The organism is Archangium lipolyticum (genome assembly GCF_024623785.1).
Taxonomy (GTDB): Bacteria; Myxococcota; Myxococcia; order Myxococcales; family Myxococcaceae; genus Archangium; species Archangium lipolyticum.
Map to the genome: position 1 here is coordinate 66,928 of NZ_JANKBZ010000010.1, position 25,356 is coordinate 92,283.

The following is a 25,356-nucleotide window of genomic DNA, read 5'->3' on the forward strand; positions in this document are numbered from 1 at the left end:
AGGGCCCGTTCGTCAGGGATGCGCCGCTGGCGCCGGTTCCGACCAGCGGCCCAGGCACTCGGCGACCTCCGCCGGGTGCTCGGCGATGTAGTCCGGCCCGGCCTGCTTCAGCAGCTCCTCGGCGTCGGCACCCCACCGCACGGCGATGACCCTCACGCCGACCTGCTTGCAGGCCACCACGTCCCTGTGCTCGTCGCCCACGTAGACGATCTGCTCCGGCCGGAGCCCCGTCCGTTTCAACAGCGCGCGCAGCCGGCGGGCCTTGCCGAAGACTCCTCCACCACAATAGAGGTCCTTCACCCACTCCTCGGCCGAGTGCCGCTTCAGGAAGGCCCGGATGTTCTCCTCGTCGTTGCTGGACAGGATGAGGAGCTCCAGCCCCCGGCTCCTCAGCTCCTTCAGCAGCTCGGGGACGCCCTCGTTGAACTCGATGGACTGCATCGCGCTCCGGAAGCTCCTGCCGATCCGCACCCCCATCCAGGGCAGCATGTAGAGCGGAACCCCCAATCGCTTGCACCGCTCGCGCACGGTCATCTCGCGCAGCTCCGGGAGGATGTCGGCCGTCATCTTGCCGTAGCGTTTCTTCTCGGCGATCTCGTTGTAGAGCGCGATGGCCACGTCCAGTGAGTTCGCCAGCGTTCCATCGAAATCGAACACGACATGTGTAATCACGGCTCCACCCCCTACCCGGTTCGTCTTTCGTGGGCGGGACACTCCCCCCACGAGGACGCTCGGGAACTGTACGAAGGCGACACGCTCAGGCCTGCTGCTGGGAGCCCAACCCCAGGGCGCCGCCCGTGGGCGCTACCCGGGCCGCGAGCCGTTCCGCGAGTGAGGCGGCGTCGCGCACACAGTCCGCCATGCTGATGCCGCGATAGGCATTGCCGGTGAGGTGCAGCCCCGGCCAGCGGGCCACGGCCCGGTCGATGGCGGCCAGGCGCTCCTCATGGCCCACGCTGTATTGGGGCATGGCACACGGCCAGCGCACCACGTCGGTGACGACGGGCTCGGCGCGCACCCCGGTGATGTCCGCGAGCTCCTCGCGCACCAGCGTGACGAGCTCCTCCGGGGGCAGCGAGGCCAGCTCCGGCTGCCGCGGCCCGCCCACCATGCACGTGTAGAGCACCCGCTCCCCCTCGGCCCGCCAGGGGAACAGGGTCGAGGAGTGGATGGCCCCGAGCAGCCTCCGCTTCTCGCTGGCGGGCACGAGGAAGCCCGCCCCCTCGGGTTTCGGCACGGACTCCGGGGCGAAGCCCACGTGCACCACCGCCACCGGAGCGTAGGAGATACCCCCCAGCAGGGAACCCAGCTCCGCGTCCACCTCGCGCAGCAGTCCGGCCGCCGTGTTCGCCGGGGTGGACACCACCACCTGCGAGGCCTCCAGCTCCGTGCGCTCCCCCTGCTCGCGCACCACCACGCGCCAGCCTCCCGGGATGGGGATGAGCCGCTCCACGTGGACCCTCGTGCGGGCGATGGTCGCCAGGCGCCGGGTGAGGGCGTCCACCATGCGTTGCAGCCCTCCCCGGAAGGAGCACAGCGTGCCGGGGCGGGACTCCTCCTCGCGCTCGGAGCTCCCCCGGACCAGCCCCAGCAGGCCGCCGCGGGGGCTCCGCTCCAGCTCCGCCAGACGCGGCATGGCCGCTCGCGCGCTCAGCGTCTCGAGGTTTCCCGCGAACAGCCCGCTCTGGACCGCGTCGAGCACCACGGACGTGGCCGTGTGTCCGGAGTGCCGGTGGCCGAAGCGGGCGAGCGACTTGTTCGCGTCACGGGCGGCCCGGCGGGTGAACAGGTTTCCCAGCACGCCCGCGCCGAGGACGGAGGAGGGGGTGCGATGCAGGGCTCGCAGCCGGCCCCGGGTATAGATGTAGTGCTTCCGGGCCGCGTCGGTGGCCGGCTGGATGAGCGCCTCGACCCCGAGGGCCCGGGCCAGCTCGCGCATCGAGGGCTCGTGGTCGAGGAAGCTGTTGGGCCCGTTCTCCAGGAGGAAGCCGTCGCGGACGTGCGTCTGGATGTTGCCTCCCAGACGGGGGGCGCGCTCCAGCAGCACCACCGGGATGCCCCGCTGCCTCAGGTGGAAGGCGGCCGCCATCCCACTGAGTCCTCCTCCGATGATGATGACGCTCATGGGCCGGCTCCTCGGGTCTTCTCTGATTTCGATACCAGCCGGGGCCATGTACGCGGAATCGCCACGGGGGGCAGATGACCAGGATCAACACTGGCGCATGACGGGGTGTGTCATGGGTTTATATGAATTCCTGGAAATCCAAGTCAAGCCCAGTCGCTCGTCGCGGGAGCGGGCACACCCGGGCGGGCAGGAGGGCGCCTGAGGGGAATCCGGAGCACCGGACCTGGTGTAGAGGAGGACGCATGGCCGACAAGCGTCGCTTCGACCTCTTCGCCCAGTTCATCACCGAGCGTTTCGCCGCCCCCCGCATCTTCGACATCGCCGGAGGGCAGGGACGGTTGAACGAGGCCCTCTCGCGGCTGGGGCGCACGGTCACCACGTTCGATCTGCGACACAAGCACCTGCCCGTGCGCTACGCCCAGCGCATGTTCACGCTGGAGGAGCCGTGCGAGTGCGACCTGCTCGTGGGCATGCACCCGGACGGGGCGACGCGGATCATCATCGAGTACGCGGCGAAGTACCGGCTGCCCTTCGCCGTGGTGCCGTGCTGCTCGGACAACAGCATGCCGTACAACCCGTGGCGGCGGCACCTGGCGGACCTGGCGCGCGAGCGTGGCTTCACCTCCGTGGAGGAGCATGCCCTCCCCATGGAAGGCCGCTCGCTCGTCGTGCTCGGGGAGTTCGCTAGTCCCAACCCCGGAGCGTGACGCGCACGCGCCGGACGAGCAGCTCCAGCTCCTGGCGGCGCAGGGTGGCCAGCACCCGGCCTCCCACGATGGTGAGGCCGGTGAGCGTCATCACCACGAAGCCGATGCGGTGGTCCCTCAGCCCGGCGTGGACGAGCGTGGCCGCCACGTCCAACGTGAGGAACAGCGTCCCCAGCGCCAGGTAGGCGCGGATGTGCAAGGCCATGCCCGCGGCCACGCCCAGCAGGCACACCGCGCCGAACACGAGGGCATACGTCCCATCCGCCGCCTGTCCGAGCTGGAGCGTCAGCTTCGACGCCGCGGGCACGTACAGCAGCAGACCGCCCACGATGCGCACCGCGTTCCTCGCCGCGTGCGGCAGACTGCTCGTGAAGAGCTGCCCCAGCATCAGCAACAGCATGCCGAGCGGCGCCAGGTAGACCTCGATGCCCTCCATGTCCACCGAGAGCGCGCCGATGAGGAGCGCCACGTTGCAGGCGGTGGCCGCGAGCGAGCCGAACAGCCGGCTGCGCTCCACCGCGCCCAGCACCGCGTACAGGAGGCCCGAGCCGCCCGCCAGCAGCGCGGCCTCGCCCGTGGCCTCGCTGGGAAGCACCAGGGCCATGCCCACGGGTAGCAGCGCCGCGAACCGGCGGGTCGCCTTCTCCACCGGGGCGACGCCCGCCCGCCGCGCCAGCACCGTCACCCCCACCAGCGCGAAGCCGAGCGCCAGGGCGAAGAGGGCATCGTGCTCGGGACGCAGGCCCCGCGCGTAGAGGGCCCTCACGAGCGCGTACACGCCCACCACCGCCACCTGCACGAAGTACACGTGCCGGCCCGTCCGCTCGCGCCACGCGCAGTGCAATGACACGGCCACCGAGAGGCCGATGGCCGCGCCCGCCAACGGGAGCGCCCGCTCGTCCGGTGTGCTCACCCACGCCGCCACCAGCGCGAGCTGGCCACCCGTCACGATGAGCCACAAGTCCCGGCCCCATGCGAGCCCCCGGGCCACGTCCTCGCGTCCGGTGCGAATCCATCGGTTGGCGGCATGCGCGAGCGCCGCCACTCCCGCCAGGCCGAGCGCCAGCGCCGTCCCGTGCCGCGAGAGGAGGGCTTCGTACGCCGCGGACCTCCCGGCTTCGTCCGCGCCCCCCAGGAGTCCCACCGAGAGGCCCGTCGCGGCGGCGAGCCCCGCCATCATCGAGGCCCACCCCGCGCCCAGCTTCGACAGCGCTCCCTTCCACTGGTACGCGCCGGTGAACAGCGCGGCGGCGACGAGCGCCGAGGTCACCGGCAGGGCGGCGGAGCTCGTCCAGAGTCCACCGAGTCCGTAGAGGACGTCGAGCAGCAGGCGGGGAACGGCCATCAGCGGGTTGGCCTTGCCACCGCTGGCCAGGGCGTACACCGCCGCGTTCAGGGCGAAGAACAGCGCGCCCAGTTGCGCACGGGCCCGCGCCGCACCCTCGTCCATCCCACGCCAGCGGGCCACTCGCGGGCTCAGCGCCACCAGCAGCAACCCCACGAGGGCGAGCACCGGCCCCGGCCACGCTCCGATGGTGGGCTCGCGGTGCGCCAGGGCATGGACGACCAGGAGGATGCCCATTCCCGCCACCAGCCGCGCCCGGCTCTTCGCCCGGCCCGCGATGAGCACCAGCCCGGAGGCGAGGGTGAGCACTGCCGCCTCCAGCCCGGGCTGGAGGAACGCCGCCGCGAAGACGAGCCCCGCGGCGATGCCCGACCAGTGGTGCAGCGCCTGCGTGAGCTGCTGGCCGAAGGAGTCGGGCTCGTTGCCCAGGAGGGCTCGGAGGATGTCGAGCCGCTTTCCTAGTGGAGACAGCACCAGCCCCGCGCTGGCGTACACGAGCCCCGCGGCGGCGACACCCGCGAAGGCCCGGTACCACAGTTGGGGCACCGTCTCTCCCGAGGTGAGCCAGGCCTCGGACGCGAGCCATCCGAGGCTCTGGGCGGCTTCCATCAACCCGGCGCGCAGCCACTGCCCGCCCGGCGGAGTGAACGCCACCAGCGCATGTCCGAGCACGGTGCGATGGACGGCCCACAGCGCGGCCCCTGGAATCCCCAGGAGCAGCCCCAGCCGGACGAGGCCCGGGGCCCTGAAGGAGAAGGAGAGCAGCAGCACCAGGAGCGCCGCGCCCAGCGGCATGAGCGGTGGCACCACCGTCAGCGCGCGGGATAGGAGCGGCCCGCCGACGATCCAGGCCTGCACCGCGAGCACGGTGCCCAGCGCGGCCACTCCGGCGTGCGGAACGAGGTGGTACAGGCGGCCCTGGCGCTCGTTCTCCAGGCGGCGGGCGAGCCACGGCCCGAAGCGCCGGGTCACGAGCGCCAGCAGCCAGAGTCCCACGCCGATGAAGGGGAGGCGCAGGGCCACCACGTCGGGCGGCAACGGCCGGCCCGCGCGGTTGAGCACCGCCGTGAGGGCGATGAAGAGCCCCGCGACGGCGAGCGTCACCACCGCGCCGCGCAGGTGCCACGTGACGAAGCCTCGCGTGAGGAAGGCGAGCACCGCGCTCCCCGTGAGGAGCGCGCCCGCGAGCACGGCATGGGAGCGCGTGACTTCGTCGGGCGCCGGCATCCAGTTCACGAGCATGACGAGGGCGAACGTGGCCGCCAGGAACGATACGGCGGCGAAGCCATCGGTGTAGAGCGGGCGGCCCCGCTCGGCGAACGGCAGCTCGAGCCACCCGATCAGGGGCCGTCCCTTCCTGGCGGGAGTGGTGGGCTCGGACCCCCGGCCCCGCAGCGCCGCGAGCGCGGAGAAGCCGAACGCCACCAGCGCGAGGAGCAGGGCCCGGTCGGAGAGGACCGGTAAGTTCCTCAGCTCGACGAACTGCACGACCGAGAACGCGAGACCCCATGCGGCCAGGGCGCTGACGAGCCGGCTGCGGTCCCGTCCCACACGCAGCAGGAGGAGCACCGAGGCGAGGAGGGCCGGAGCGCAGAAGATCGCGACATTCAGGAGGCCCACGCCGGTGTCCAGGAGCTCCGGAAGGGTGTCCCCATCATGGGAGCCGATCTGCACGCCCGGGAGGGCGCGCAAGACGGCCAGCGTGGCCATCGCGAGTGACAGGTCGTCCAGCGGGAGGAGCTCGAGCGTCTTGCCGTTGCGACGCATCCACGCTTCCTGGATGAGCCCGGTCACGGCGTAGAGACCCGAGGCCAGGGTGAGCGCGGCCACCAGGGTCCAGGTGTAGGCATTCGCCCGCGAGGCCTCGACGGCGCAATAGACGAGCGCGGCGCCTCCCAGGTAGTGCATGGCCCGCCACCGATGACCGGCGACGAGGTGCGCGGAGACAGCCACCAGCGCGCCCGCCGCGGCCTTCGGCCACATCGCTCCCGAGCCCCAGACCGAGGTGGCCAGCGAGGTGAGTGGCAGCGAGGCCAGCGAGAGCACCACGCCCCAGACGCCCAACCAGACGCGGAGCGAGCCCTGGGGACTCAGCCGCGCGATGGGCAGCAGGCCCGCCCCCACCGCCGCGAGGCCCACCATCCACCAGCCCGCCTCGGAGGGCATCTCCAGGCGCGCCAGCAGCACGCCCGCCAGGGCCATGGCGAGCACGGCCGGATGGACCAGCGCCCGGCGCCTGGATTCCAGCACGAAGAAGACCAGCGCCGCCGCCGCGGGTGTGAAGGCCGAGGCCACATCGACCCACCGCTCCACCCCGGGCGGCACGGAGAAGGCCGCGAGCGCCCCGGCGAGCGCGCCACACGCCACCACCGCGTGCGCGAGCGTCTCCACGGCGGGGGCCGCTCGGGGATGGGCCTCGCGTACCGGGGCACGGGTCGCTACTCCCGCCACCACCGAGGCGAGCGCCACCGCCCAGAGCGTCATCCCCGCGAAGAGCGGGCTCCCCGGCACCAGGGCATCGAAGCCCGACGGTGCGCTGGCGACGGAGAAGACGGCCAGGGCGGCCGCTCCATAGAGGCCCGTGGTGAGGACGGACAGCCCGGCCCGGCCCGAGGTCTCGCGGCTGGCCCGCCACGCCGCCGCCCCGAGCGCCGCCACACCGCCGAAGGCACAGAGGGTGCGCGTCCAGGGCGCATCGTCCAGCCCCATCAGGGGGAGCCCCGCCAGCAGCGAGGGGAGCAGCGCCACGCCGAGTGACACCGTGGAGGCCCCATACAGCAGGCGGCCCGCGGGCCTCAGCGTGAGCAGGCACAGGCCGGCGGCCACCGCCGAGACGGCTCCTCCCAGCGCCGGGTGCAGGCCCATCAGCGAGGACAGCGCGACGAAGACCACGGGCAGCAGCGCGAGGCCGATGCTCGCGAGCACCCGCCCGGCCGACGCCGAGCGCCGGGCGAGGAACACGCCGAGCCCGATGAAGCCCGCGTGGTAGGCGAAGAGGGCGCCCGTGACGAGCAACTGGCGCGGCACACCTCCGAGCGCGCGCCACGCCTCGCGCACGCCCATGAGCGAGCCACCGAGCACCAGCACCGCGCCGAGGAACCACCAGACGTACTCGTGCAGCTTCGGAGCCTCTCCTCGCGCGTCTCCGGCGTCATCGAGCGCCACCATGGCATCCAGCCCGCCGCCGAGCGCGCCCGCGTCCACGCGGTGGAAGAGCGCCTGCCCCGACTCGGAGGCGAGGCCGACGTCGAGCTCCTCGTCGTCGGACGCGCGCTTCGCTTCCCGCTCCGCGCGCGCCGCGTTCTCCAGCGCCTGGAAGAACGCCTGGCCCCAGCCTGGCCGCCAGTCCTCGAGCTGCTCCAGCTTCCCGGCGAGCGCATCCGCCTTTCGTTCCAGGGTGCTCGCGTCCTCGAGCAGCGGCACGGCGGCGCTCGCGGCGGGCGCTCCCGCGAGGGACTCGGTGAGCCGGGACGCGGTGCGCTCGTCGAGCAGCCGTGTGGCGTGCCAATCAGAGATCCGCCGTCGCAGCTTCTCCTGGACGAGCGCGTCGAGGTGCTCCGGGGTGGCGGGTACGAGCCCGGTACCGCAGCTCGGGCAGTTGGTTCCGGCGTCCGTGGCACGGAGCTCGGCACAGGCCAGGCAGATCAAGGTGCCCCCCTCTTCTTGGCACGCGGGTCCGACCTGGTGGGGCGGGTAGGCCCGAAGTGACTCATGACAGACAGGGAGACTAGGCTGTGTCGCATACTTCACGAAAGGGCCCGCCCATGAAGGCCACCTATACCCTCAGCCGTCCGGTGCTTCCCGTTGGTACGTCCTCGAAGATCGACCTGGTGGTGTCGTTCCAGGCCGATGCCCCGGCTGCGTCCACGCGGCGCCCGCTCAACCTGGGCCTCGTCATCGACCGCTCGGGCTCCATGGCGGGTGCTCCGCTGAAACACGCCCTGCAGGCCTCGCGGCAGCTCGTGGAGCGGATGGGCCCGGAGGACTGGCTCTCCATCGTCACCTATGACGACGCGGTGTTCTCGGTGCTCGCGCCCACGCGTGTCACGGACAAGGCGGCCATCGGCGCGGTGCTCTCCAGTGTCCGCGCGGGCGGGTGCACCAACTTGAGCGGTGGCTGGCTCAAGGGCGTGGAGCACGTGGGCGTCAACAAGTCCCCGGAGCGCGTCAACCGCGTGCTCCTGCTCACGGACGGCCAGGCCAACATGGGCATCACCGACCCGGGCGCCCTCGTCTCCACGGCGCGGCAGAAGTCGGCGGACGGCATCATCACCACCACGCTGGGGTTCGGCTCCAACTTCAACGAGGACCTGCTCATCGGCATGGCCAACGCCGGTGAGGGGCACTTCTATTACATCCAGACGCCGGAGGACGCCGAGGGCGTCTTCGGCATCGAGATGGAGGGCCTCGGTTCGCTCGTCGCGCAGAACCTGGAGGTGACGCTCAAGCCGGCGCCCACGGTGAAGGTGGCGAGCGTGCTCAACCGCTACCGCTTCGAGTCCCGGGGCCAGGAGGTGGCGGTGGGGCTGGGCGATGTGTACGCCACCGAGGCGCGGCAGCTCGCGGCGGAGCTGTCCGTGGACGCGGGGAGCGCCAGTGGCCCGGTGACGCTCGCCACGCTGGTGTTTCGGGCGCAGGCGGTGGTGGAGGGGGTCATCCGGGAGATCTCGGGCGAGGTGCCCATCGTCGCGAACCTGGCCTCGGCCTCGGAGTCGGCGGCCGTGTCGGCGGACAAGAACGTGCTGGCCCAGACGAGCCGCCTGCGCATCGCGCGCGTCAAGGACCAGGCCGTCGAGCTCGCCGACAAGGGGGACTTCGGCTCGGCCTCGCAGCGGCTGCGGCAGGTCATCGCCGAGGTCTCCGCCCACCTCGACAAGGCCTCCTACGACATCGCCGAGGAGGTGGAGCAGCTCGCGCACTACGCGCAGCGCCTGGAGTCGAGGAAGTACGACCCGGTCATCCGCAAGGAGATGAGGGATCAGTCCTACCAGGCGGGCACGCGCAGCCGTGGCGATCTGGCGCTGCGCGGGACGGCGGGTGGCTCGGCGGACAGCCTGGAAGCGGTGTCCAGCGCGGGCATCGGTGTCCTCCTCAAGTGCGTGCGCGAGGGCGGCAAGCTGCGCGTCCATGCCGCCTCCGAGGGGTACGACCCAGGCTTCAACGTGCAGTTCCCCCGGAGCGTGCGCGAGGAGGGCGTCACGTACGTGGTGGACAAGCTGGAGCCGTCGGGGGACGGCACGTTCTACCGGGTGGGCGGCACCATCAAGCGGCTGGTGATGCCGGGGCAGGAGCGTGGCGCCCGCCCGGCGGAGGGCGCGAAGAAGAAGGGCAAGCCCACCGCGTCGAAGGTGACGGGCTCGGCGGCGGATCTGCCCACGACGAACACGGTGGGCACCGGCGTGCTCGTCCAGTGCGTCAAGGAAGGGAGCAAGCTGCGCGCCCGCGTGGTGTCCGATGGCTACGACCCCAACCTCAACATCCGCTTCCCGCGCGACATCCGCGAGGAGAACGTGCTGTACGTGGTGGAGGAGATCATCACCACCGGCAACGGCGGCTCGTACATCGCCTGCGGGGACATCCACCGGCTCGTCCAGTGATGCTCCGCCGCACGCCTTCCAGGAGGGTCTGAAGCCCACACGGAGAGTGTGTGCCCCCCTGCCCGGTGTTCATCGCCTCCGGGGTACACACCTTTTGTTTCGTGTCCTCGGAACGACCCCAGAGCGAGAGTGGGCGGCGCGACCTGCTCCTGCAGGCGCTCGAGAAGTTGCTCGAGCTCCAGGGGGCCGAGCTCCGCCCGACGATGGACAGCGCGGCCCAGCTCCTGGTGGAGCTGCTCCATGCCGACAAGGTGGACGTCTTCTTCCTGGAGCCAGAGACCCAGACGCTCGTGGCCAGGGGCATCAGTGACACCCCCATGTCCCGCAGGCAGAAGCGCCTCGGCCTGGACCGGCTACAGCTCGCCAATCGAGGCCGGACCGTGGAGGTCTTCGAGACGGGACGGTCCTGGCACACGGGCCATCAGGACGAGGACCCCGAGGAGCTGCCCGGCATCAAGTTCGGGTTGGGTGTCCGGTCCGCCATCGGGGCGGTGATCGAGGTGGGCGGGGAGCGGCGAGGCGTCCTGGAGTGCTCCTCGGAGAAGCCGGAGTTCTTCTCCAAGGATGACCTCCGTTTCCTGGAGGCCGTGGCCCGGTGGGTGGGCGTGGTGGCGCACCGCATCGAACTGGTGGAGCAGTTGACGAAGGCCGCCACCGAGCGGGGCCGCCGGCTCGCCGCCGAGGAGCTCATCACCGTCTTCGCGCATGACGTGGGCAGTCACCTGTTCTCCCTGCGCGCGCGCATCGATCTCATCCGCCGGCGGGCGGTCCGGCAGCGGGCGGTGGACGACATCCGGGACGCCGAGGCGGCGGCCGTGAGTGTGGTGGCCCTCACTCGGATCACCTCGGATCTGCTCGACGTGGGCCGGCTGGAACAGGGGCTCTTCTCCCTGAACCCGCGGCCCCTGGACGTGATGCTGCTGGTGGAGGATGTGGCGACGACCGCGACGGCTCCCGGGCGCGAGGTGCGATTCCGGGGGCCGGAGGAGCTCGTCCTCGTGGCCGACCCCGACCGTCTTCGTCAGGCGCTTTCCAACCTCGTGGCCAACGCGCAGAAGCACTCGCCCTCGGGGCTGCCCGTGACAGTGGAGGTCGAGAGCCGGACGCGCACGGACGGCACCTGGGCCGTCCTCGCCGTCGTCGACCAGGGCGCCGGGGTGGCTCCCGATGTGCTCCCCAGGTTGTTCGAGCGTTTCACCCGCGGTCCCAAGTCGTCGGGATTGGGGCTCGGGTTGTACCTCGCACGGCAGATCGCCCTCGCTCACGGAGGGACGCTCGAGGTCCACTCGTCACCGGGGAAGGGCGCGCGGTTCGAGCTCTCCCTCCCCATGTCTCCGTCAGAAACCGATACGTAGAACCAGGCTCGCGGCCCGCCGCAGCCCGTCCAGGCGCCGGGCGGACGCGGGAGGCGCCTCGGCCGGCACCGTCCAGTCGAAGTCCCGGAGCCGCGCGAGGAAGCCCTGCCGTACGCAGCCCTCCAGGCTGAAGACGTGGAGGTCCTCCGTCCACCGCCGCGCCAGCCGCAGGTCCCGGGTGAATTCCTCCCAATCCAGCGGGGGCACCTCGATGAGACCCGGCACGTCCACGCCGCCTCCGGTGACTCCCACCCCGATGGAGCGCGCGTCCGGGCCGTAGCTCCACGCCAACGCCGGGCCATGGGGCCGCACGAAGCTGGAGTAGAGCATCAGCACCTCGCGGTCGGCCTCGAGGTCCAACACGCCGCCCAGGCGCTGCAGGAGGGTAGAGCCCGCCCGGCGCTCGTCCACGATGAGGGGGAGCTGGTAGCTGTCCACCCGGTACCCGTCCGCGCGGATGCGGGCCATCAGGGCGCCGTACCGGGCCCGGGCCTCGCGCAGCTGCCCGCCGCGTCCGAGCCGGGGCAGCAGCGCGGGCAGCAGGCGCCACCGGCTCGCCAGCAGGCGCCGCATGTCGTGGATGTCCGGCTCGATGTCCAGGCCCACGCCGTCCCAGCGCAGGCAGTGCCCGGCCGTCCACGCGCGGAAGGCCTCGTAGCGGGCCTCGGCCTGGGGGGCGTTGCCCAGGTGGAACCAGTAGCCCTCCGCCTTGGGCAGCAACTGCCAGGCGATGACGGGCACGCCGGCCTCGTTCAACCGCCGCACCACGGCGGCGCGCTCCGGGCCGAGATCGAGCACCCCGAGGCTGACGCTGGCTCGCAGCGCCAGGAGGTGCTCGACGACGGCCGGGCCGGCGAAGAGGGCCACCAGCGGCTCCGGCTCCAGCTCGCAGAAGAAGGTGAGGCGAGGCGGGGCGGGAGCCACGGTGTCCCTCCGTCAGCTCAGCCGCGCGCGGCGCGGGCCAGCTGCACCTTGGTGGCGCGGGGGGCCTCGTCCTCGCCCTTCATCCAGCTCTTCATCGCCGGGACGACCTTCTTGCCCCAGTTGCGGCTCGCGCGCACCTCGAGGAAAGCCTGCACCAGGGTGTCCACCATGCCGGAGAGCTGCTCGGTGAGGTAGAGGCGCTCCAGCAGGCGGTCATCCTCCTCCTCGGCCATGAGCTCCGGCAGCTTCGCCGCGCGGATGTCGAGGAACTCGGCGTCCAGCGTCACCTCGTACACCTTCTCGCCGTGGGTGAGGCGCAGCCGCGCCTGGTGGACGAGCAGCCCGCGATCCAGCGAGTGCTTCACCTGCTCCGAGTACGGCGCGAGCGCGCCCCGGGCGGACATCTCGGTCACGTCGCCGCTGATGCCCTTGAGGGTGCATCGGCCGGTGTAGAGCACCACGAGGCCGGTGTTCTCGAAGTCCACCAGCGCGTCGCCCGACTCCGAGCGCCACAGCAACCAAGTGAGGAACTCGCGGCCCAGGTAGGCCCGGCCGCGCAGCAGTTGCTCTCGGGCCTTGTCCTTTTCGACTTCGGCTTCGTCTCGCGTGTCCTCCTCGGTGGCGGCACCGTCGACACCCGTGTCGCCCCGCATGAAGGCCGCTTCGATCCTCGCCTGCTCACGCTTCCCCATGGGCCACCTCGCTGCTCGGAATCTCGTTGTTGGCGATCTCCACGCCGATGAGCTCCGGGGTGGGGATGAGCGCGTCGTCGGGGATGCCGGCGCGCGCCGCCAGCGAGGCGGGCACCAGCGGCTGGAGCTTCACCTCGAAGGCCGTCTCCATGGCCAGGAGGATCTCATCCACCGCCTTGCGCGAGGCGGCCCAGAGCTGCACCTGGCTCGTCTTCAGGTTCCAGCTCACGTCGTGCACCTTGGTGGTGGGCACGGCGCGCTGGCGCAGCATGTGGCGGAGGGAGGCACGGTTCTCGGCCTTCTCGCCCCGGGTGGGGGCCCGGCCGTTCTGCTTCTCGAAGGCGGTGGCCCACTTGTCCAGCTCGGCCTTGAGCACCGGCGCGGGCACCTTGACGGTGTCGACGCGGAAGCCGAACAGCGCGTACTCGCCATAGAGGACGCTGCCGGTGGAGAAGTCCACGGACTCATGGTTCTCCAACTCCACGAAGCCCGCGGCCCGCTCGTCCTCGGTCTTCTTGAGGTCGATGGGCTCGAAGGCCCCGGACTTCAGGCCCTTGGCGAGCCAGCGTTTCACATCCGAAGGAGCGTTCCCCGTCGGCTCGGACCGGAAACGCGAGAAGGTGACTGCACCACTGAGGACAGGCATGAAGCCCGGCAACATGGGCAAGCCGGGCGCCGCCGTCAAGGTACTGCTGGTGTGGCCCTCGGCCGCCCCTGGCGTGCCTCGTGGCGTGGCTGTCAAAACGGCCGGGCTGCTGGTACATCGCCCGTCTCTCCCGTGGACGACTCCCGAGGAACCCCCTCCATGTCCAGCATCCTCGACAGCCTGCCGGTCCTCTACCGCGACCTGTTCCCCGACTTCTTCCAGAAGGAGATTCCCGTCGAGACGAAGGCCACGTGCGCCTCGTGCGCCATGTGCCAGACCTCGGGCCCGGGAACCGTCGAGTCCGTGGATGGGGTGAGCCGGCTGTTCCGGCCGGACACCAAGTGCTGCACCTACTACCCCAAGCTGCCGAACTACCTGGTGGGCGCGCTCCTGTCGGACGCGCGGGACGAGCTGGACGAGGGGCGGCGGCGCGTGGAGGAGAAGATCGCCAGCCGCGTGGGCGTGACGCCGCAGTGGGTGAGGCCCTCGGCGCGGTACAACCTGCTGTATCGCAACTCGCGGCAGTTCTTCGGCCGGGCGGCGTCCATGCGCTGTCCGTACTACGAGCTGGAGCAGGGGGGCTGCACCATCTGGCCCTACCGCGAGGCGGTGTGCTCCACGTTCTATTGCAAGTACGTGGCGGGGGCCGACGGGCGGAAGTTCTGGATGACGCTCAAGACGTACCTGGCGCTCGCGGAGATCCAGCTCTCGCGCTACGCCGTGCTCCAGTTGATGCCCGAGTTCATCCTGGCCGGGAAGGACAAGCCGGACCTGTCGGAGACGCCGACCGTCGAGGACCTCGACGACAAGCCGCTGGCGGCGAAGGAGTACGCGGCGCTGTGGAGCCGGTGGGCGGGCCGTGAGGGCGAGTTCTACCGGGGTTGCTTCGACATCGTCCGGGGCCTGTCCGCGGAGCAGATGGAGAAGATCATGGGGCTCGATGGAGTCATCGAGCTGAAGGTGTTGGAGAAGAGCCACCGGGACGCGGTCGCGCCCGCGCTGCCGAAGGTGCTCAAGCTCAACCCCGAGGCCACCGTGAAGTGGCTCCCGGATGGGAGCGTCGCGCTGGGGGCCTACAGCGAGTACGACGCCGTCGCGCTGCCGGGGATTGCCTACGGACTGCTCGTGGAGTTCACGGGCCGGGAGCCCGTCGAGGCGGTGCGCCAGCGCCTGCGCCAGGAGAAGCAGGCGGACCTCCACGAGGACATCCTGCTGGAGCTCTACCGGCACCGGATCCTCATGGAGGCCTGAGCGGCTGGACGCATGGGCCTGCTGGGTTCACGTGAGGGGCCGCGCCCGACTCCGGGCCTCTTTTTCCTGATGGCGCTGGTGTTGCTGGGGGGTTGCGCCACGGGCCGTGCGCCCACGCGGCCGGATTCTCCTGTCTGGGTAGCTCGGTGAGGAGTACGCATGCAGGAGCGGTACTACGTAGGGGCGTATTGGGGACCTCGCCAGGAGACAGCGTTGGAGTGTGCCCAGCGCGCGGAATTGTTCTTTCGCATGCTGGCGCGGTGTGACCCCTCTTTTACGCAATGGTACAGGGCGGGTCGTGGCTTCCCCCGCGAGCTGCCGGGCTACCCGGTTCCGCTAGATGTGAAGGAATTGGAGAAGCTCCTGCTGAACAGCAGGAATCGCACGGATGTTGGCAAGAAGGTTATCGAGGATCTGGGGTTCAGCCGGATCCTGTGGAATGCCAAGAAGGCCGCTACCGAAATCCATCTGTCTTGCGGCAAATACTCGCCGTGGGGCGGGCCCAATGTGTGCCTGCTCTATCCCACTCTCGAGAGCGAGGTGCGGGAGCGCCTGCTGCGCGCACCCGTGCTGACAGGGGTGCTCACCAGCATGGTCAAGGCGTGGGACCCCGACTTCGCCATGGTCACTTCGGGCGAGATGGTGAGCCTCGTCGAGAAGCGGAAGCAGAAGTGGGAGGTGAGGATGGGCTGGTTGACGTACCTGTCGCGCCGGCTGGGTACGCTGCCGCCGCTGCCCGCGCCCGTGCGCATCGAGCCGGTGGACGAGTTGGGGTGGCTCCTCGTCCTCTCTCCTGAAACCATGACGGCGAGCAACCCCGAGCACGTGGCGTTCACCGCTCACGTGCGCGAACTGTTGGACCGCGCGGGTCTCATCGCGCTTCCGGATCCGGCGGCTCCGTAGACGCGGGCCGCGACACCTGCCGCAGCAGCTCCAGCGGGCCGAGGGCCCCGACCTGCTGCATCTGCTCCTGCGTCTTGACGAGCAGCGAGCCGGCGAAACCCAGGGCGTTGACGTTGATGCCGTGGGCCTCGGCGCGCGGCCTGGGCACCAGCAGCATCCAGTCCCGCGTGGCGAGCAGGTTGTACGGAGACAGCTCCTGCTTCATTCCCAGCGTGCCTCTCAGCGCCTCGTAGGCCTCCAGCATCCGTGCCGCGTCCTCGCCGGGCACACCCTCCCAGCGCCCGAGGCCCGTCACCGCGTGGGCGAAGCCCAGGGCCGGCACCGTGGTGACGTGGCCCCGCGCGGGCGGCGGTGAGAGCAGCTTCTCCATCGGCGCGCGCAACCCCTCGGGGCCGAGCGGCGGCGTGAGCTGGAGGTGCTTGTGTCGCTGGCTGGCTCCGGACGTCTCGCCCGAGTTGTAGAAGGCCAGCCCGTCCAGTCCCTCCATGCAGAGCGCGAGCGCCTCGAAGTCGGCGAACGTGAGCGGCGACTCCTGCTCCTCGAAGGCGCGCGTCACGATGAGCAGGTGGTGCTCGACGACGTTGAACTTGTTGAGCAGGCACAGGTGCGTGGGCGTGACATCCCCCACCGTGAGGTCCGGCTCCGGGTTCTCGAAGGGATCGAACCCGGGGCGGGGCGGCTCCTGCTTCCGGCGCTCCTTGAGCTGCACCCGGCCGAGCACTCGCACCTGGAAGGGCACCCCGTGGTGCTCCACGGTGTGGCACTCGGTCGCGATCGGCTGGAGGGCGCCGGTGGCCAGCCCGTGCCGGGTCGTGCTGACCATCCGGGACCACAGGTCCTCGGGACGCAGGGGCGGCCGATGAGAGGCGGGAGGCGTTTTCATCGCGACGCAGATTGCAACAGCCGCTCCACCAGCGCCACGTACTGCTGCATGGCCGCCTCGCGCCCCAGGCCCTTGCGGCCCGCCCAGGCGTCGTACTTGGCGCGGCCCTTGATATCGAGCATCCCCGGGCGCTTGCCCTGGACGTCACCCTCGGTGGCCTGCTTGAAGAGCGAATACAGCTCCAGCAGCGAGTCGTTGGAGGGGCGGGTGGTGAGTGTCTTCACGCGCTCCTGCGCGGAGCGGAAGTCATCCTCGAGTGCCATGGTGTGTCTCCTGGTTTCGCAACGGGGTGGCCTTACTTCACCTGTGTCAGCTCTTCCAGCCAGCGCGCGAAGGGCTCCGAGGCCACCACCGGCGCCAGTCGCCCGCGCAGCGACTCCCGGCCGAGCTTCTGGAAGGTCTCGAGCAGGCCGAGTGTCCCGAGCACCTCGCGCACCGGGCGCTTGCCGTCCCGCTCCATCGCGCGGGTGAGCCAGCCCTCCAGCTCCGCGGTGACGTCCCTGGAGCCCAGCCACTGGGAGAGCGCCTTGCGCACCACCGCCGCGCCGCCGGGAACGTCCGCGCGCGACAGCTCGCGCCCGAACCGCTCCAGGGGCAGGCCCAGGATTCCGTCCAGGATGGCCACGCGCATCTCCGCCTGCTCCGAAGCCCGGCCCGGATCGCTCAGCGCGTCGGCGAGCTGCTGGAAGATGCCGGTCAGCGCCGAGTCGGTGAAGTCGCGGGCGCGCTTCTCCACCTGGCGTTCGATCTCATCGGAGAGCGCGCTGGCGATGCCACCCAGCGCCCCTCCCGAGCCCTTCGCCTGCTCGGCCGCGAGCTTCGCCAGGCCGGAGAAGCCCTTGGCGATGCGGTTCTCCGTCACGGGGGCGCTCACCTTGCGGCTGAACTCGATGAGCACGTTGAGCAGCAGCCCGCGCGCCAGGGCGCGCACGGGGGGCCGGTCCAGCACCGCGAGCACCATCGCGCGGTCCGGCGAGTAACGGCGCGAGGCGAGCTCCGCCAACCCCTTGGCGAGCTCCGGGGGCACGGCCTCGCGCACGGTCCGCTTCTCCTGGGTGAGCTGGAGGTGGAGGTGCTCGAGGGCGGAGGCGAGCTCCCGATCGGCGGTATCGGAGGCGAGCCACCCCTCGAGGGCGGCCTTCAGCGCGCGCGCCAGCAGGGGAGGGGGGAAGAGCGTCTCGAGCGGCTGGGACAGCTCGTGCTCCACGACGAGCGCGGCGAGGCGATCCAGCGGGCCATCGGGAGAGGCGTCCTGGAGTCGAGCGAGGAGGTCCTGGGTATTCATGGGCGTGTGCGATCTACCATCAACCATTCAACGGTTTCAGAGCGGTCCGCCGAGGTCGGCCGGTGGTGGCTCGGAGGGGGTTGTCTCTCCACGCGCGAGGCGCGAGTGCTTGTGGCCATAGCCGAAGTAGATGAGGAGCCCGAGCGCCATCCAGCCGAGCAGCCGCAGCCACGTCGCCACCCCCAGGCCCACCATGAGGGTTCCGCAGGTGAGGACGCCGAGGATGGGCACCACGGGCTTGAACGGGGTGCGGAAGGGCCGGGGAAGGTCCGGCCGCCGGTAGTGCAACAGGAGGATGCCCCCGCAGACGACGATGAAGGCGAACAGGGTACCGATGGAGACCAGCTCCCCCAGCAGGCCGATGGGGAACAGCCCCGCCACCGCCATGGACACCACGCCGGTGATGAGGGTGGCGATGTAGGGGGTGTGGAAGCGCGGGTGCACGCGGCCGAAGAAGTGGGGGAGCAGGCCGTCGCGCGCCATGGCGTAGAAGATGCGCGGCTGTCCCATCAGCATGACGAGCACCACCGAGGCCAGTCCGGCGATGGCGCCCAGGCTGACGATGGGCCTCAGCCAGGACAGCGCGGGCCCCGCGCGGGCGATGGCCACGTACACGGGCTCGGCCACGTTGAGGGTGTGGTAGGGCGTAAGGCCCGTCAGCACCAGCGACATCAGGACGTACAGCAGGGTGCAGATGGCCAGCGAGCCCAGGATGCCGACGGGCAGATCCTTCTGCGGGTTGCGCGTCTCCTGCGCGGTGGTGGAGACCGCGTCGAAGCCGATGTAGGCGAAGAAGATGATGCCCGCCCCCGACAGCACTCCGCTCCAGCCGAACTGGCCGAACTTCCCCGTGTTCTCCGGCAGGAAGGGCGTCCAGTTGGCGGGCTCCACGTAGAACGCGCCGAAGCCGACGACGAGCAGGACGACGCCCACCTTCAGGAAGACGATGATGTTGTTGATGCGCGCCGACTCGCGGATGCCGATGACGAGCACCCCCGTGAGGAGCGCCACCAGCAGCACGGCTGGCAGGTTGATGATGGCTCCGGTGGCGTGGAACAGGTGCCCGCCCGGCTCCACGTCGAAGGGGGCGCTCGTCAGCTCCGGCGGCAGTTGCAAGTGCAGGTAGTCACGCAGGAAGGCGGTGAAGTAGCCGGACCAGCCCACCGCCACGGCCGAGGAGGCGAAAAGGTACTCGAGCATGAGATCCCACCCGATGAGCCAGGCGACCAGCTCTCCGAGGGTGGCGTAGCCATAGGTGTAGGCGCTGCCAGCCACGGGGATCATCGCCGCGAACTCGGCGTAGCACAGCCCCGCGAAGAGGCAGCCCACTCCCGCCAGCACGAAGGACAGGACGATGGCGGGCCCCGCGTGTTGCGCCGCCGCCGTGCCCGTCACCACGAAGATGCCCGCGCCGATGATGGCGCCTACTCCCAGCAGCATCAGGTGGACGCCACTGAGCGTGCGGTGCAGCTCGTGCGTCTGTCCTTCCTCACCTCGCAGCTGGGCAATGCTCTTCTTCGACCAGATGCCCATGGGCGGCACTCAACCCCGCTTTTCCCTCTCACGAAAGGAGAAACGGGCCGCCGCCTTCATCCAGGTTTCTGCATGACATTTCCGTGCCCCATGAAGGGTTGTACGCGCGGACTCTTTGCCGACGTGCTACAAGGGCTCCCGGTGCTTCGGATCTGGTTCTTCCTCTCGCTGCTGCTGTTCGCCCCGGTAGGGGGTGGCCTGGTGCCGCCCGCCAGTCCGGGGGTCGTGTGCACGCAGCGCTGCGAGGATGATGACGAGCGCGGGCAGTGCGCTCCGGATTGTCTCGATTGCACCTGCTGCTCCCACCTGCGCCAGGTCGTCCTGACGCCCACCCTCTCGAGCCTCCCGAGGGCTCCGAGGCCTCCTCCCGTCGAGCACGAAGAGGACGAGCCCACCTCCGTCGAGGTGGGGGACATCCTGCACATTCCAATAGTCGCCCTCGCGTAAGGCCCTGTCCGTCTCCCTGCCTCGAGCGCCATCGGGAGAGGTGTGCCCCGGTTTTCCCCGGTGCCGCCTCGTCCCCGACGCTCGCCTTCATTCGCGAGGTTCTTTGTGTTCCATCGTCTGACGACGGCGGCCCTCGGGCTCGCCGCCGTGCTGCTCTGTCCGCGTCCGGGTGCGGCCCAACCCGTGTCCGAGCTCACCCTGGAGGAGGCCCTGGCCCTGGCCCGCCAGCGCGCCCCCGCCCTGCTGGAGGCCGCTGGCCGCGTGGCCGAGGCGCGAGGGCCCGTCGCGGGTGCCTCGCCGCTGTTGCATGGCAATCCCACGTTGGAGGTCGAAGCGGGCCCCCGCACCCAGGCCACCGGAGCGCGGGCTCTGGATGTCGCGGTAGGGCTTGCTCAGCCCATCGAGTTGGGCGGGAAGCGGGGGGCGCGCCTCGATGCGGCTCGTGCCGGCCTCGCCCGGGAGACGGCCCTCCAGCAGGACACGGAGCTGCGGGTGCTCGGAGAGGTGGCGGGCACCTTCCTGCGGGCATTGCATGCCCGGGAGCGGCTGCGCCTGGCGCGAGAGGCGGAAGCGGCCGCCCGGGACGTCTCCCAGTCCACCCAGCGGCGCTTCGAGGCCGGGGACGTGCCCGTGGTGGACGTCAACGTGGCGCGCGTGGCCCTGGCCCGGGCCCGGGCGGACGCGGCGAGCGCCGAGGGAGACGAGGCGGCACTCCTCGGGGAGTTGAGCGGGCTGCTCGGCCTGCCCGTGGAGGCCCCCCTGGGTGTGCGCGGTGAGCTGAGCGCCCTGGCCTCCCGGTCCGAGGAGCTTCCGCCCACCCCCCCGGAGCGTCCGGACATCGCCGCCCTCGAGGCGGAGCTGGAGGAGGCGAGGGCCGAGCGGCGCCTGGGAGAAGGCTCCGCGTGGCCCGATCTCAACGTGGGGGTGCGCTACGAGCAGGAGGGGGATGAGCGTGTGCTCCTCGGCGCGCTGGGCGTGTCCCTGCCGCTCTTCGCCCGGGGGCAGTCCGCCCGGGTGACGGGAGAGGCCCGGGTGCGGCGTCTCCAGTTGGCCCTGGAGGCCGCCCGCCGGGGGCGGTCCGTCCAGGTGCGCACCGCCCTCGCCCGGTACCACAAGGAGCGCGAGGCGGTGGAGTTGCTGGAGCGCGAGGCCCTCCCGCTGCTCGCGGACAACGAGCAACTGGCGCGCAAGTCCTACGAGGCCGGGGAGATGGGGCTGGCCGAGTTCCTCCTCGTGCGCCGTGATGTCCTCGAGGCCCGCGCCGATTACCTCGACCGCCTCCTGCGAGCCGCCCTCTCCCGTGTCCACCTCGCCGTCCAGGCCGGAGTCCTTCGATGAAGCCCCTCCACATCTTCCTGGTGTGTCTCCTCGGGGTCTGCGCCTGCAAGCGCGAGACGCCTCATCACGAGGAGGGACATGACCCCGAGCGGGAAACCCAGGCTCACGACCACCGTGAGGGCGAGGAAGAGACCCTCGTCCACATCGACCCGGAGATGCTGAGGGATCTGCGCATCACCACGGCTCCGGTGCAGCAGCGCCCCGGTGGAGAAGGAGTCACCGCCCTGGGCGAGCTGGGGGTGAACGAGAACGCCTATGCCGAGGTGGCCTCGCCCATTCCCGCCCGGGTGCTCTCCCTGCAGGCCTCGCCGGGCCAGCAGGTGAAGAAGGGCCAGCCGCTCGTGGAGCTCCAGAGCCCCGAGCTGGGCAGGGCGCGCGCGGCCCTCCAGGCCGCCCAGGCCCGCGCCGGTGCCGCCCGGCAGGCGGCGGAGCGCAAGCGCACCCTGGGGGCCGAGCGCATCGTGGCCGCGAAGGACGTGCAGGCCGCCGAGGCCGAAGCGGCCGCCGCCGAGGCGGAGGTGGCGGCGGCGCGCTCGGAGCTCCTGGCGCTCGGCGTGGATGAGCAGGAGGCGGCCCGGGGCAGGGCGGCCGCGGCATTCACCCTGCGCTCGCCCCTCGACGGCACTGTCATCGAGCGCGGCGCCGTGGTGGGGCAGGTGGCGGATCCCTCCCGGGCCCTCTTCCACATCGGAGACCTGTCGCGGCTGTGGCTCACCGTCCATGCCTTCGAGCGGGACGCGGTGCGCATTCCGCTCGGCGCCTCGGCACGTGCCTCCTTCGCCGCGCTTCCTGGCAGGGACTTCGCCGCGAAGGTGGGCTTCATCGGCCAGCGGGTGGACCCTGCCTCGCGCACCATCCCGGTGCGGCTGGAGGTGGACAACCCGGACGGACTGTTGAGGCCGGGCATGTCCGCCTCGGCCTTCATACCCCTGGGCGATTCGGGGACGCCCATGACCACCGTCCCGGCGGCGGCCCTCCAACGGCTGGAGGATGGCTGGTTCGCCTTCCTTCCCAAGGGTGATGGCACCTTCGAGCGGCGGGCGGTGGGGCGTGGCCGCACGCTCACGGGCGACGTGGAGGTGCTCTCGGGCCTGAAGGCTGGCGAGCTGGTGGTGGTGGAAGGGGCCTTCCTCCTGAAGGCCGAGGTAGAGAAGTCACGCGGAGGGGGCGAGCGCCATGAGCACTGAAGGGAGCCTCTCGTGATCTCACGCATTCTCAAGGCGTCCTTCGCGCGTCCCGGCCTCACGGTGGTGCTGGCCCTGGCGCTCTCCGCTTTCGGCGCGGTGGCCTTCGACGGTCTGCGCCGCGACGTCTTCCCCGACCTGTCCGCGCCGCTCTTCAACGTCATCGTGCAGAACCCGGCCATGGGCGCGGAGGAGCTCGAGACGGCCGTGGCCATTCCGATGGAGGTGGCGCTCGCCGGCCTGCCAGACGTGCGCCGCGTCCGGTCCACCTCGCAGCTGGGCGTCACCCAGGTGACGGTGGAGTTCGAGCCGGACGCGGACTACTTCCGCAGCCGCCAGTTCGTCGCGGAGCGCGTGGCGGCGGTCACCAGCGAGCTGCCACCCGGGACGGACGCGCCGCTCATCTCCAGCCTCACCGGCCGGCTCAATGAGATCTTCGAGTTCACCCTGGAGGCCGAGCCGGGGGCGGCGGATCTGATGACGCTGAGGGACCTGGCCGAGTTCGAGGTGAAGAACCGGCTGCTCGCCGTGCCCGGTGTGGCGGGCGTGGAGCGGCTGGGAGGCTACCTGCGCCAGTACCAGGTGCAGCTCGACCCGGAGCAGATGGCCGCCCGGGGCATCTCGCTCGACGAGGTGCAACACGCGCTGGAGGGCGCCAACCTCGACGCCTCCGGAGGCTTCGTGGTGCGGGGGCCCGTGGAGTGGACGGTGCGGGCGATGGGACGGGCGAAGACGCTGGAGGACCTGCGCGGCACGGTGGTGGCCCTGCGCGGGGGGACGCCCGTGCTGCTCGGGGACGTGGCCGACGTGCGGGAGGCGCCCGCCATCCGCCGGGGCATGGCCCACCGGCTCGAGGGCGAGGTGGTGAGCTGCCGCGTCATCAAGCAGTTCGGCGCGGACACCTTGAAGGTGGCGGAGGGCGTGCGCCAGGCCCTCACCGAGGTGCGGGCGGGTCTTCCGCCGGGCGTCCACCTGCGCCCCGTGTATGACCAGTCGGAGCTGGTGTCCTCCGCGTTGGGGGGCGTCGGCCGCGCCATCCTCATCGGGGCCTTCCTGGTGGTGCTCGTCCTCTTCGCGCTCCTGGGAGATCTGCGCGCCGCGGCCATCGTCACGCTCACCCTGCCGCTGTCCCTGGCGCTCGCGGGACTGTTCTTGAAGGCCACGGGCGTCGGCATCAACACCATGACGCTCGGAGGCCTGGCCATCGCGGTGGGCCTGCTGGTGGACGCGGCCATCATCGTCACGGAGAACATCGTCCACCGGCTCCGGGGCGAAGGCGATCCGGGTAGCCGGAAGGCCCAGGCACTGAAGGCGGCGCGCGAGGTGGCCCGGCCCATCACCTTCGCCACCCTCATCGTCGTCTCCGTCTTCATCCCCCTCTTCGCCATGTCGGGCATCGAGGGGCGCATGTACCAGCCGCTCGCGGCGGCGGTGGTGGCGTGTCTCGCCGCCTCGCTGTTGCTCGCCCTCACGCTGGTGCCGGTGGCCTCGGCGCTGCTCCTGCGGCCCCGGAAGGATGGTCAGCCGGAGGAGGACGTGTGGCTCATCCGAGTGGTGAAGGCCCGCTACGCCGTGCTCCTCGATGCCTGCATGCGCAGGGCGGGGCTCGTGCGCGTGGTGGCGCTCGCCATCACGTTGCCCGCCCTGGGGCTCGCCTTCGCGGTGGGCAGTGACTTCATGCCCAGGCTGGACGAGGGGGCGCTGCTCCTCCAGACGATGCTGCCGCCGGAGGCCTCGTTGGAGGAGGTGGACCGGCTCAACCACCGCGTGGAGGACGAGCTGCGCAAGTTCCCCGAGGTGGAGGACGTGGTGCGCCGCACGGGACGGGCCGAGCGCACCGAGGACCCCATGCCGCACACCGTCTCCGACGTGCTGGTGGTGCTGAAGAAGGACCGGCGGCACGACCTGGAGGAGCTGGAGTCGGAAATGCGCGAGGCCGTGGCGAAGGTGCCCGGTGTGTCCGTGCTCTTCACCACGCCGTTGGGGATGCGCATCGACGAGGGCCTGGGCGGGAGCCCCGCCGACGTGTCGGTGCGCATCTTCGGACCGGACCTGGAGCGGCTCGCCCAGCTCTCGGAGCGGGCCCGAGCCATCATGGCGCGGGTGAGGGGAGTGGAGGACCTGCGCGTGGAGAAACTCAGCGGGCTGCCCCAGCTCCGCATCGACGTGAACCGCGCCGCGGTGGCCCGGGTGGGCCTCACTCCCGGCGACGTCATCCGCGCGGTGCGCGTGGGGCTCGTGGGCGAGGAGTCCTCCCAGGTGTGGCAGGGTCAGCGCCGGTTCGACCTCGTGTTGCGCCTGGCGGACCACCGCCGGGGGGACGTCAACGCCATCCACAACCTGCTGGTGGACGGGCATGACGGCTCCCGGATTCCCCTGAGCCAGCTGGCCACGATCGAGGAGACGACCGGTGCGGGCAGCGTGCGCCGGGAGGCGGGGAGCCGCCGCATCGCCATCGAGGCGAGCGTGGTGGGACGCGATCTGGGAAGCACCGCCGAGGAGGTGCGCGAGCGGCTGGCGGCGGAGCTGCGGCTGCCCACGGGCTACTTCCTCGACGTGGGAGGCCGGGTGGAGAGCCAGGAGCGGGCCGCGAAGTCCCTGATGCTCGCCATCGCGGTGGCGCTGCTCGCCGTCTTCCTGCTGTTGTACCTGGCGCTGGGCTCGTTGGCCGAGACGCTCGTCATCCTCGCCACCCTGCCGGATGCCTTCGTCGGCGGCATCCTCGCGCTGCTGCTGGCTGGAGAGACGTGGAACGTGTCCAGCCTCGTGGGCCTCATCGGCCTGTTCGGCATCGCGGTGCAGAATGGCCTGGTGCTGGTGGCGCAGACGAAGGGCTTGATGGCGGAAGGCAAGCCCTTCGATGAGGCCGTGCGCGAGGCCAGCATCGGCCGCGTGCGGCCCAAGCTGATGACGGCGGGCACGGCCATCCTCGGCCTCCTGCCACTGCTGGTGCTGCCGCTCCACGGCACCGAGGTCGAGCGTCCGCTGGCAGTGGTGATGGTGGGCGGCCTGCTGACCTCCACGCTCTTCACGCTGCTGGCCCTGCCCACCTTCTACGCGCTCGTCCACGGCGTGCGCGAGCGCATGGGGTGGCGCCTCGCCTTCTGGAAGGCGCCACGTCTGAAATGAGGGCCGCCCGGC

The 25,356-nt window shown here is 71.1% G+C and carries 19 protein-coding genes; 9 read left to right on the plus strand and 10 right to left on the minus strand.

Annotated features, from left to right (window positions below):
• Nucleotides 1–12 precede the first annotated feature (12 nt).
• Both NR810_RS22195 and hemG read right to left on the minus strand, forming a co-directional pair.
• Entirely contained in the window at nt 13–672 is a 660-nt protein-coding gene (locus NR810_RS22195; RefSeq protein ID WP_257455239.1) for an HAD hydrolase-like protein, read from the minus strand.
• An 85-nt stretch (nt 673–757) separates the two neighbouring features.
• Nucleotides 758–2,152, minus strand: a complete 1,395-nt coding sequence (hemG, locus tag NR810_RS22200; protein ID WP_257455509.1) for a protoporphyrinogen oxidase — start codon at nt 2,150–2,152, stop codon at nt 758–760.
• A gap of 215 nt (nt 2,153–2,367) precedes the next feature.
• Here hemG and NR810_RS22205 point away from each other — a divergent pair, with 215 nt between their 5' ends.
• Nucleotides 2,368–2,832: a hypothetical protein gene (locus tag NR810_RS22205; RefSeq protein ID WP_257455240.1), complete on the plus strand. Its 465-nt coding sequence runs from the start codon at nt 2,368–2,370 to the stop codon at nt 2,830–2,832.
• Here NR810_RS22205 and NR810_RS22210 read toward each other — a convergent pair.
• On the minus strand, nt 2,810–7,825 hold the full coding sequence (locus NR810_RS22210; protein ID WP_257455241.1) for a hypothetical protein: 5,016 nt from the start codon (nt 7,823–7,825) through the stop codon (nt 2,810–2,812). The two genes, NR810_RS22205 and NR810_RS22210, sit on opposite strands and share 23 nt — an antisense overlap.
• A 116-nt stretch (nt 7,826–7,941) precedes the next feature.
• Between NR810_RS22210 and NR810_RS22215 the strand changes: the two genes are divergently transcribed.
• Both NR810_RS22215 and NR810_RS22220 read left to right on the plus strand, forming a co-directional pair.
• Nucleotides 7,942–9,774 carry a vWA domain-containing protein gene (locus NR810_RS22215; RefSeq protein ID WP_257455243.1) on the plus strand — a complete coding sequence of 611 codons (1,833 nt, stop codon included), beginning with the start codon at nt 7,942–7,944 and terminating at the stop codon, nt 9,772–9,774.
• A gap of 101 nt (nt 9,775–9,875) precedes the next feature.
• Nucleotides 9,876–11,129: a GAF domain-containing sensor histidine kinase gene (locus NR810_RS22220; protein WP_257455245.1), complete on the plus strand. Its 1,254-nt coding sequence runs from the start codon at nt 9,876–9,878 to the stop codon at nt 11,127–11,129.
• Here the strand turns inward: NR810_RS22220 and NR810_RS22225 are convergent.
• The 3 genes from NR810_RS22225 to rdgC are packed head-to-tail and all read right to left on the minus strand — an operon-like array spanning nt 11,112 to nt 13,391.
• The gene (locus NR810_RS22225; RefSeq protein WP_257455246.1) at nt 11,112–12,053 is read right to left on the minus strand and encodes a hypothetical protein; all 942 of its coding nucleotides are present in this window, start codon (nt 12,051–12,053) and stop codon (nt 11,112–11,114) included. The two genes, NR810_RS22220 and NR810_RS22225, sit on opposite strands and share 18 nt — an antisense overlap.
• A gap of 17 nt (nt 12,054–12,070) precedes the next feature.
• Entirely contained in the window at nt 12,071–12,745 is a 675-nt protein-coding gene (locus tag NR810_RS22230; protein ID WP_257455247.1) for a hypothetical protein, read from the minus strand.
• Nucleotides 12,732–13,391 carry a recombination-associated protein RdgC gene (gene rdgC / locus NR810_RS22235; RefSeq protein ID WP_257455248.1) on the minus strand — a complete coding sequence of 220 codons (660 nt, stop codon included), beginning with the start codon at nt 13,389–13,391 and terminating at the stop codon, nt 12,732–12,734. Before rdgC ends, NR810_RS22230 begins: the two co-directional genes overlap by 14 nt.
• Nucleotides 13,392–13,550: 159 nt before the next feature.
• On the opposite strand from rdgC, the gene NR810_RS22240 reads away from it, so the two are divergent.
• Complete coding sequence (locus NR810_RS22240; RefSeq protein ID WP_257455249.1) at nt 13,551–14,642, plus strand: hypothetical protein; 1,092 nt, start codon at nt 13,551–13,553, stop codon at nt 14,640–14,642.
• Nucleotides 14,643–14,801: 159 nt separating this feature from the next.
• Nucleotides 14,802–15,545: an Imm52 family immunity protein gene (locus tag NR810_RS22245; RefSeq protein ID WP_326522515.1), complete on the plus strand. Its 744-nt coding sequence runs from the start codon at nt 14,802–14,804 to the stop codon at nt 15,543–15,545.
• On the opposite strand, the gene NR810_RS22250 is transcribed toward NR810_RS22245, so the two are convergent.
• From NR810_RS22250 to NR810_RS22265, 4 genes are read right to left on the minus strand one after another with little or no spacing between them, the layout of a single operon-like run.
• Nucleotides 15,514–16,428, minus strand: a complete 915-nt coding sequence (locus NR810_RS22250; protein ID WP_257455251.1) for an ATP adenylyltransferase family protein — start codon at nt 16,426–16,428, stop codon at nt 15,514–15,516. The two genes, NR810_RS22245 and NR810_RS22250, sit on opposite strands and share 32 nt — an antisense overlap.
• Nucleotides 16,425–16,691, minus strand: a complete 267-nt coding sequence (locus NR810_RS22255) for an acyl-CoA-binding protein (RefSeq protein WP_257455252.1) — start codon at nt 16,689–16,691, stop codon at nt 16,425–16,427. Before NR810_RS22255 ends, NR810_RS22250 begins: the two co-directional genes overlap by 4 nt.
• Nucleotides 16,692–16,723: 32 nt before the next feature.
• Complete coding sequence (locus NR810_RS22260; RefSeq protein WP_257455253.1) at nt 16,724–17,713, minus strand: hypothetical protein; 990 nt, start codon at nt 17,711–17,713, stop codon at nt 16,724–16,726.
• 36 nt (nt 17,714–17,749) lie between these two features.
• Entirely contained in the window at nt 17,750–19,246 is a 1,497-nt protein-coding gene (locus NR810_RS22265) for an amino acid permease (RefSeq protein WP_257455254.1), read from the minus strand.
• Nucleotides 19,247–19,387: 141 nt separating this feature from the next.
• Between NR810_RS22265 and NR810_RS22270 the strand changes: the two genes are divergently transcribed.
• The 4 genes from NR810_RS22270 (at nt 19,388) to NR810_RS22285 (ending at nt 25,344) form a co-directional block, all read left to right on the plus strand.
• Entirely contained in the window at nt 19,388–19,693 is a 306-nt protein-coding gene (locus tag NR810_RS22270) for a hypothetical protein (RefSeq protein WP_257455255.1), read from the plus strand.
• A 105-nt stretch (nt 19,694–19,798) separates the two neighbouring features.
• On the plus strand, nt 19,799–21,031 hold the full coding sequence (locus tag NR810_RS22275; protein WP_257455256.1) for a TolC family protein: 1,233 nt from the start codon (nt 19,799–19,801) through the stop codon (nt 21,029–21,031).
• Nucleotides 21,028–22,218, plus strand: coding sequence for an efflux RND transporter periplasmic adaptor subunit (locus tag NR810_RS22280; protein WP_257455257.1), 1,191 nt, complete (start codon nt 21,028–21,030; stop codon nt 22,216–22,218). The genes NR810_RS22275 and NR810_RS22280 overlap by 4 nt, the downstream gene beginning before the upstream one ends.
• Before the next feature lie 12 nt (nt 22,219–22,230).
• Nucleotides 22,231–25,344, plus strand: coding sequence for an efflux RND transporter permease subunit (locus tag NR810_RS22285; RefSeq protein WP_257455258.1), 3,114 nt, complete (start codon nt 22,231–22,233; stop codon nt 25,342–25,344).
• Nucleotides 25,345–25,356: the final 12 nt, after the last annotated feature.

Bases quoted from the DNA above. Each gene is read 5' to 3' on its own strand.
- NR810_RS22215 (WP_257455243.1), top strand. From the start codon at position 7,942: ATGAAGGCCACCTATACCCTCAGCCGTCCGGTGCTTCCCGTTGGTACG.
- NR810_RS22245 (WP_326522515.1), top strand. From the start codon at position 14,802: ATGCAGGAGCGGTACTACGTAGGGGCGTATTGGGGACCTCGCCAGGAG.
- NR810_RS22260 (WP_257455253.1), bottom strand. From the start codon at position 17,713: ATGAATACCCAGGACCTCCTCGCTCGACTCCAGGACGCCTCTCCCGAT.
- NR810_RS22280 (WP_257455257.1), top strand. From the start codon at position 21,028: ATGAAGCCCCTCCACATCTTCCTGGTGTGTCTCCTCGGGGTCTGCGCC.
- rdgC (WP_257455248.1), bottom strand. From the start codon at position 13,391: ATGCCTGTCCTCAGTGGTGCAGTCACCTTCTCGCGTTTCCGGTCCGAG.
- NR810_RS22265 (WP_257455254.1), bottom strand. From the start codon at position 19,246: ATGGGCATCTGGTCGAAGAAGAGCATTGCCCAGCTGCGAGGTGAGGAA.
- NR810_RS22230 (WP_257455247.1), bottom strand. From the start codon at position 12,745: ATGGGGAAGCGTGAGCAGGCGAGGATCGAAGCGGCCTTCATGCGGGGC.
- NR810_RS22255 (WP_257455252.1), bottom strand. From the start codon at position 16,691: ATGGCACTCGAGGATGACTTCCGCTCCGCGCAGGAGCGCGTGAAGACA.
- NR810_RS22250 (WP_257455251.1), bottom strand. From the start codon at position 16,428: ATGAAAACGCCTCCCGCCTCTCATCGGCCGCCCCTGCGTCCCGAGGAC.
- NR810_RS22240 (WP_257455249.1), top strand. From the start codon at position 13,551: ATGTCCAGCATCCTCGACAGCCTGCCGGTCCTCTACCGCGACCTGTTC.
- NR810_RS22205 (WP_257455240.1), top strand. From the start codon at position 2,368: ATGGCCGACAAGCGTCGCTTCGACCTCTTCGCCCAGTTCATCACCGAG.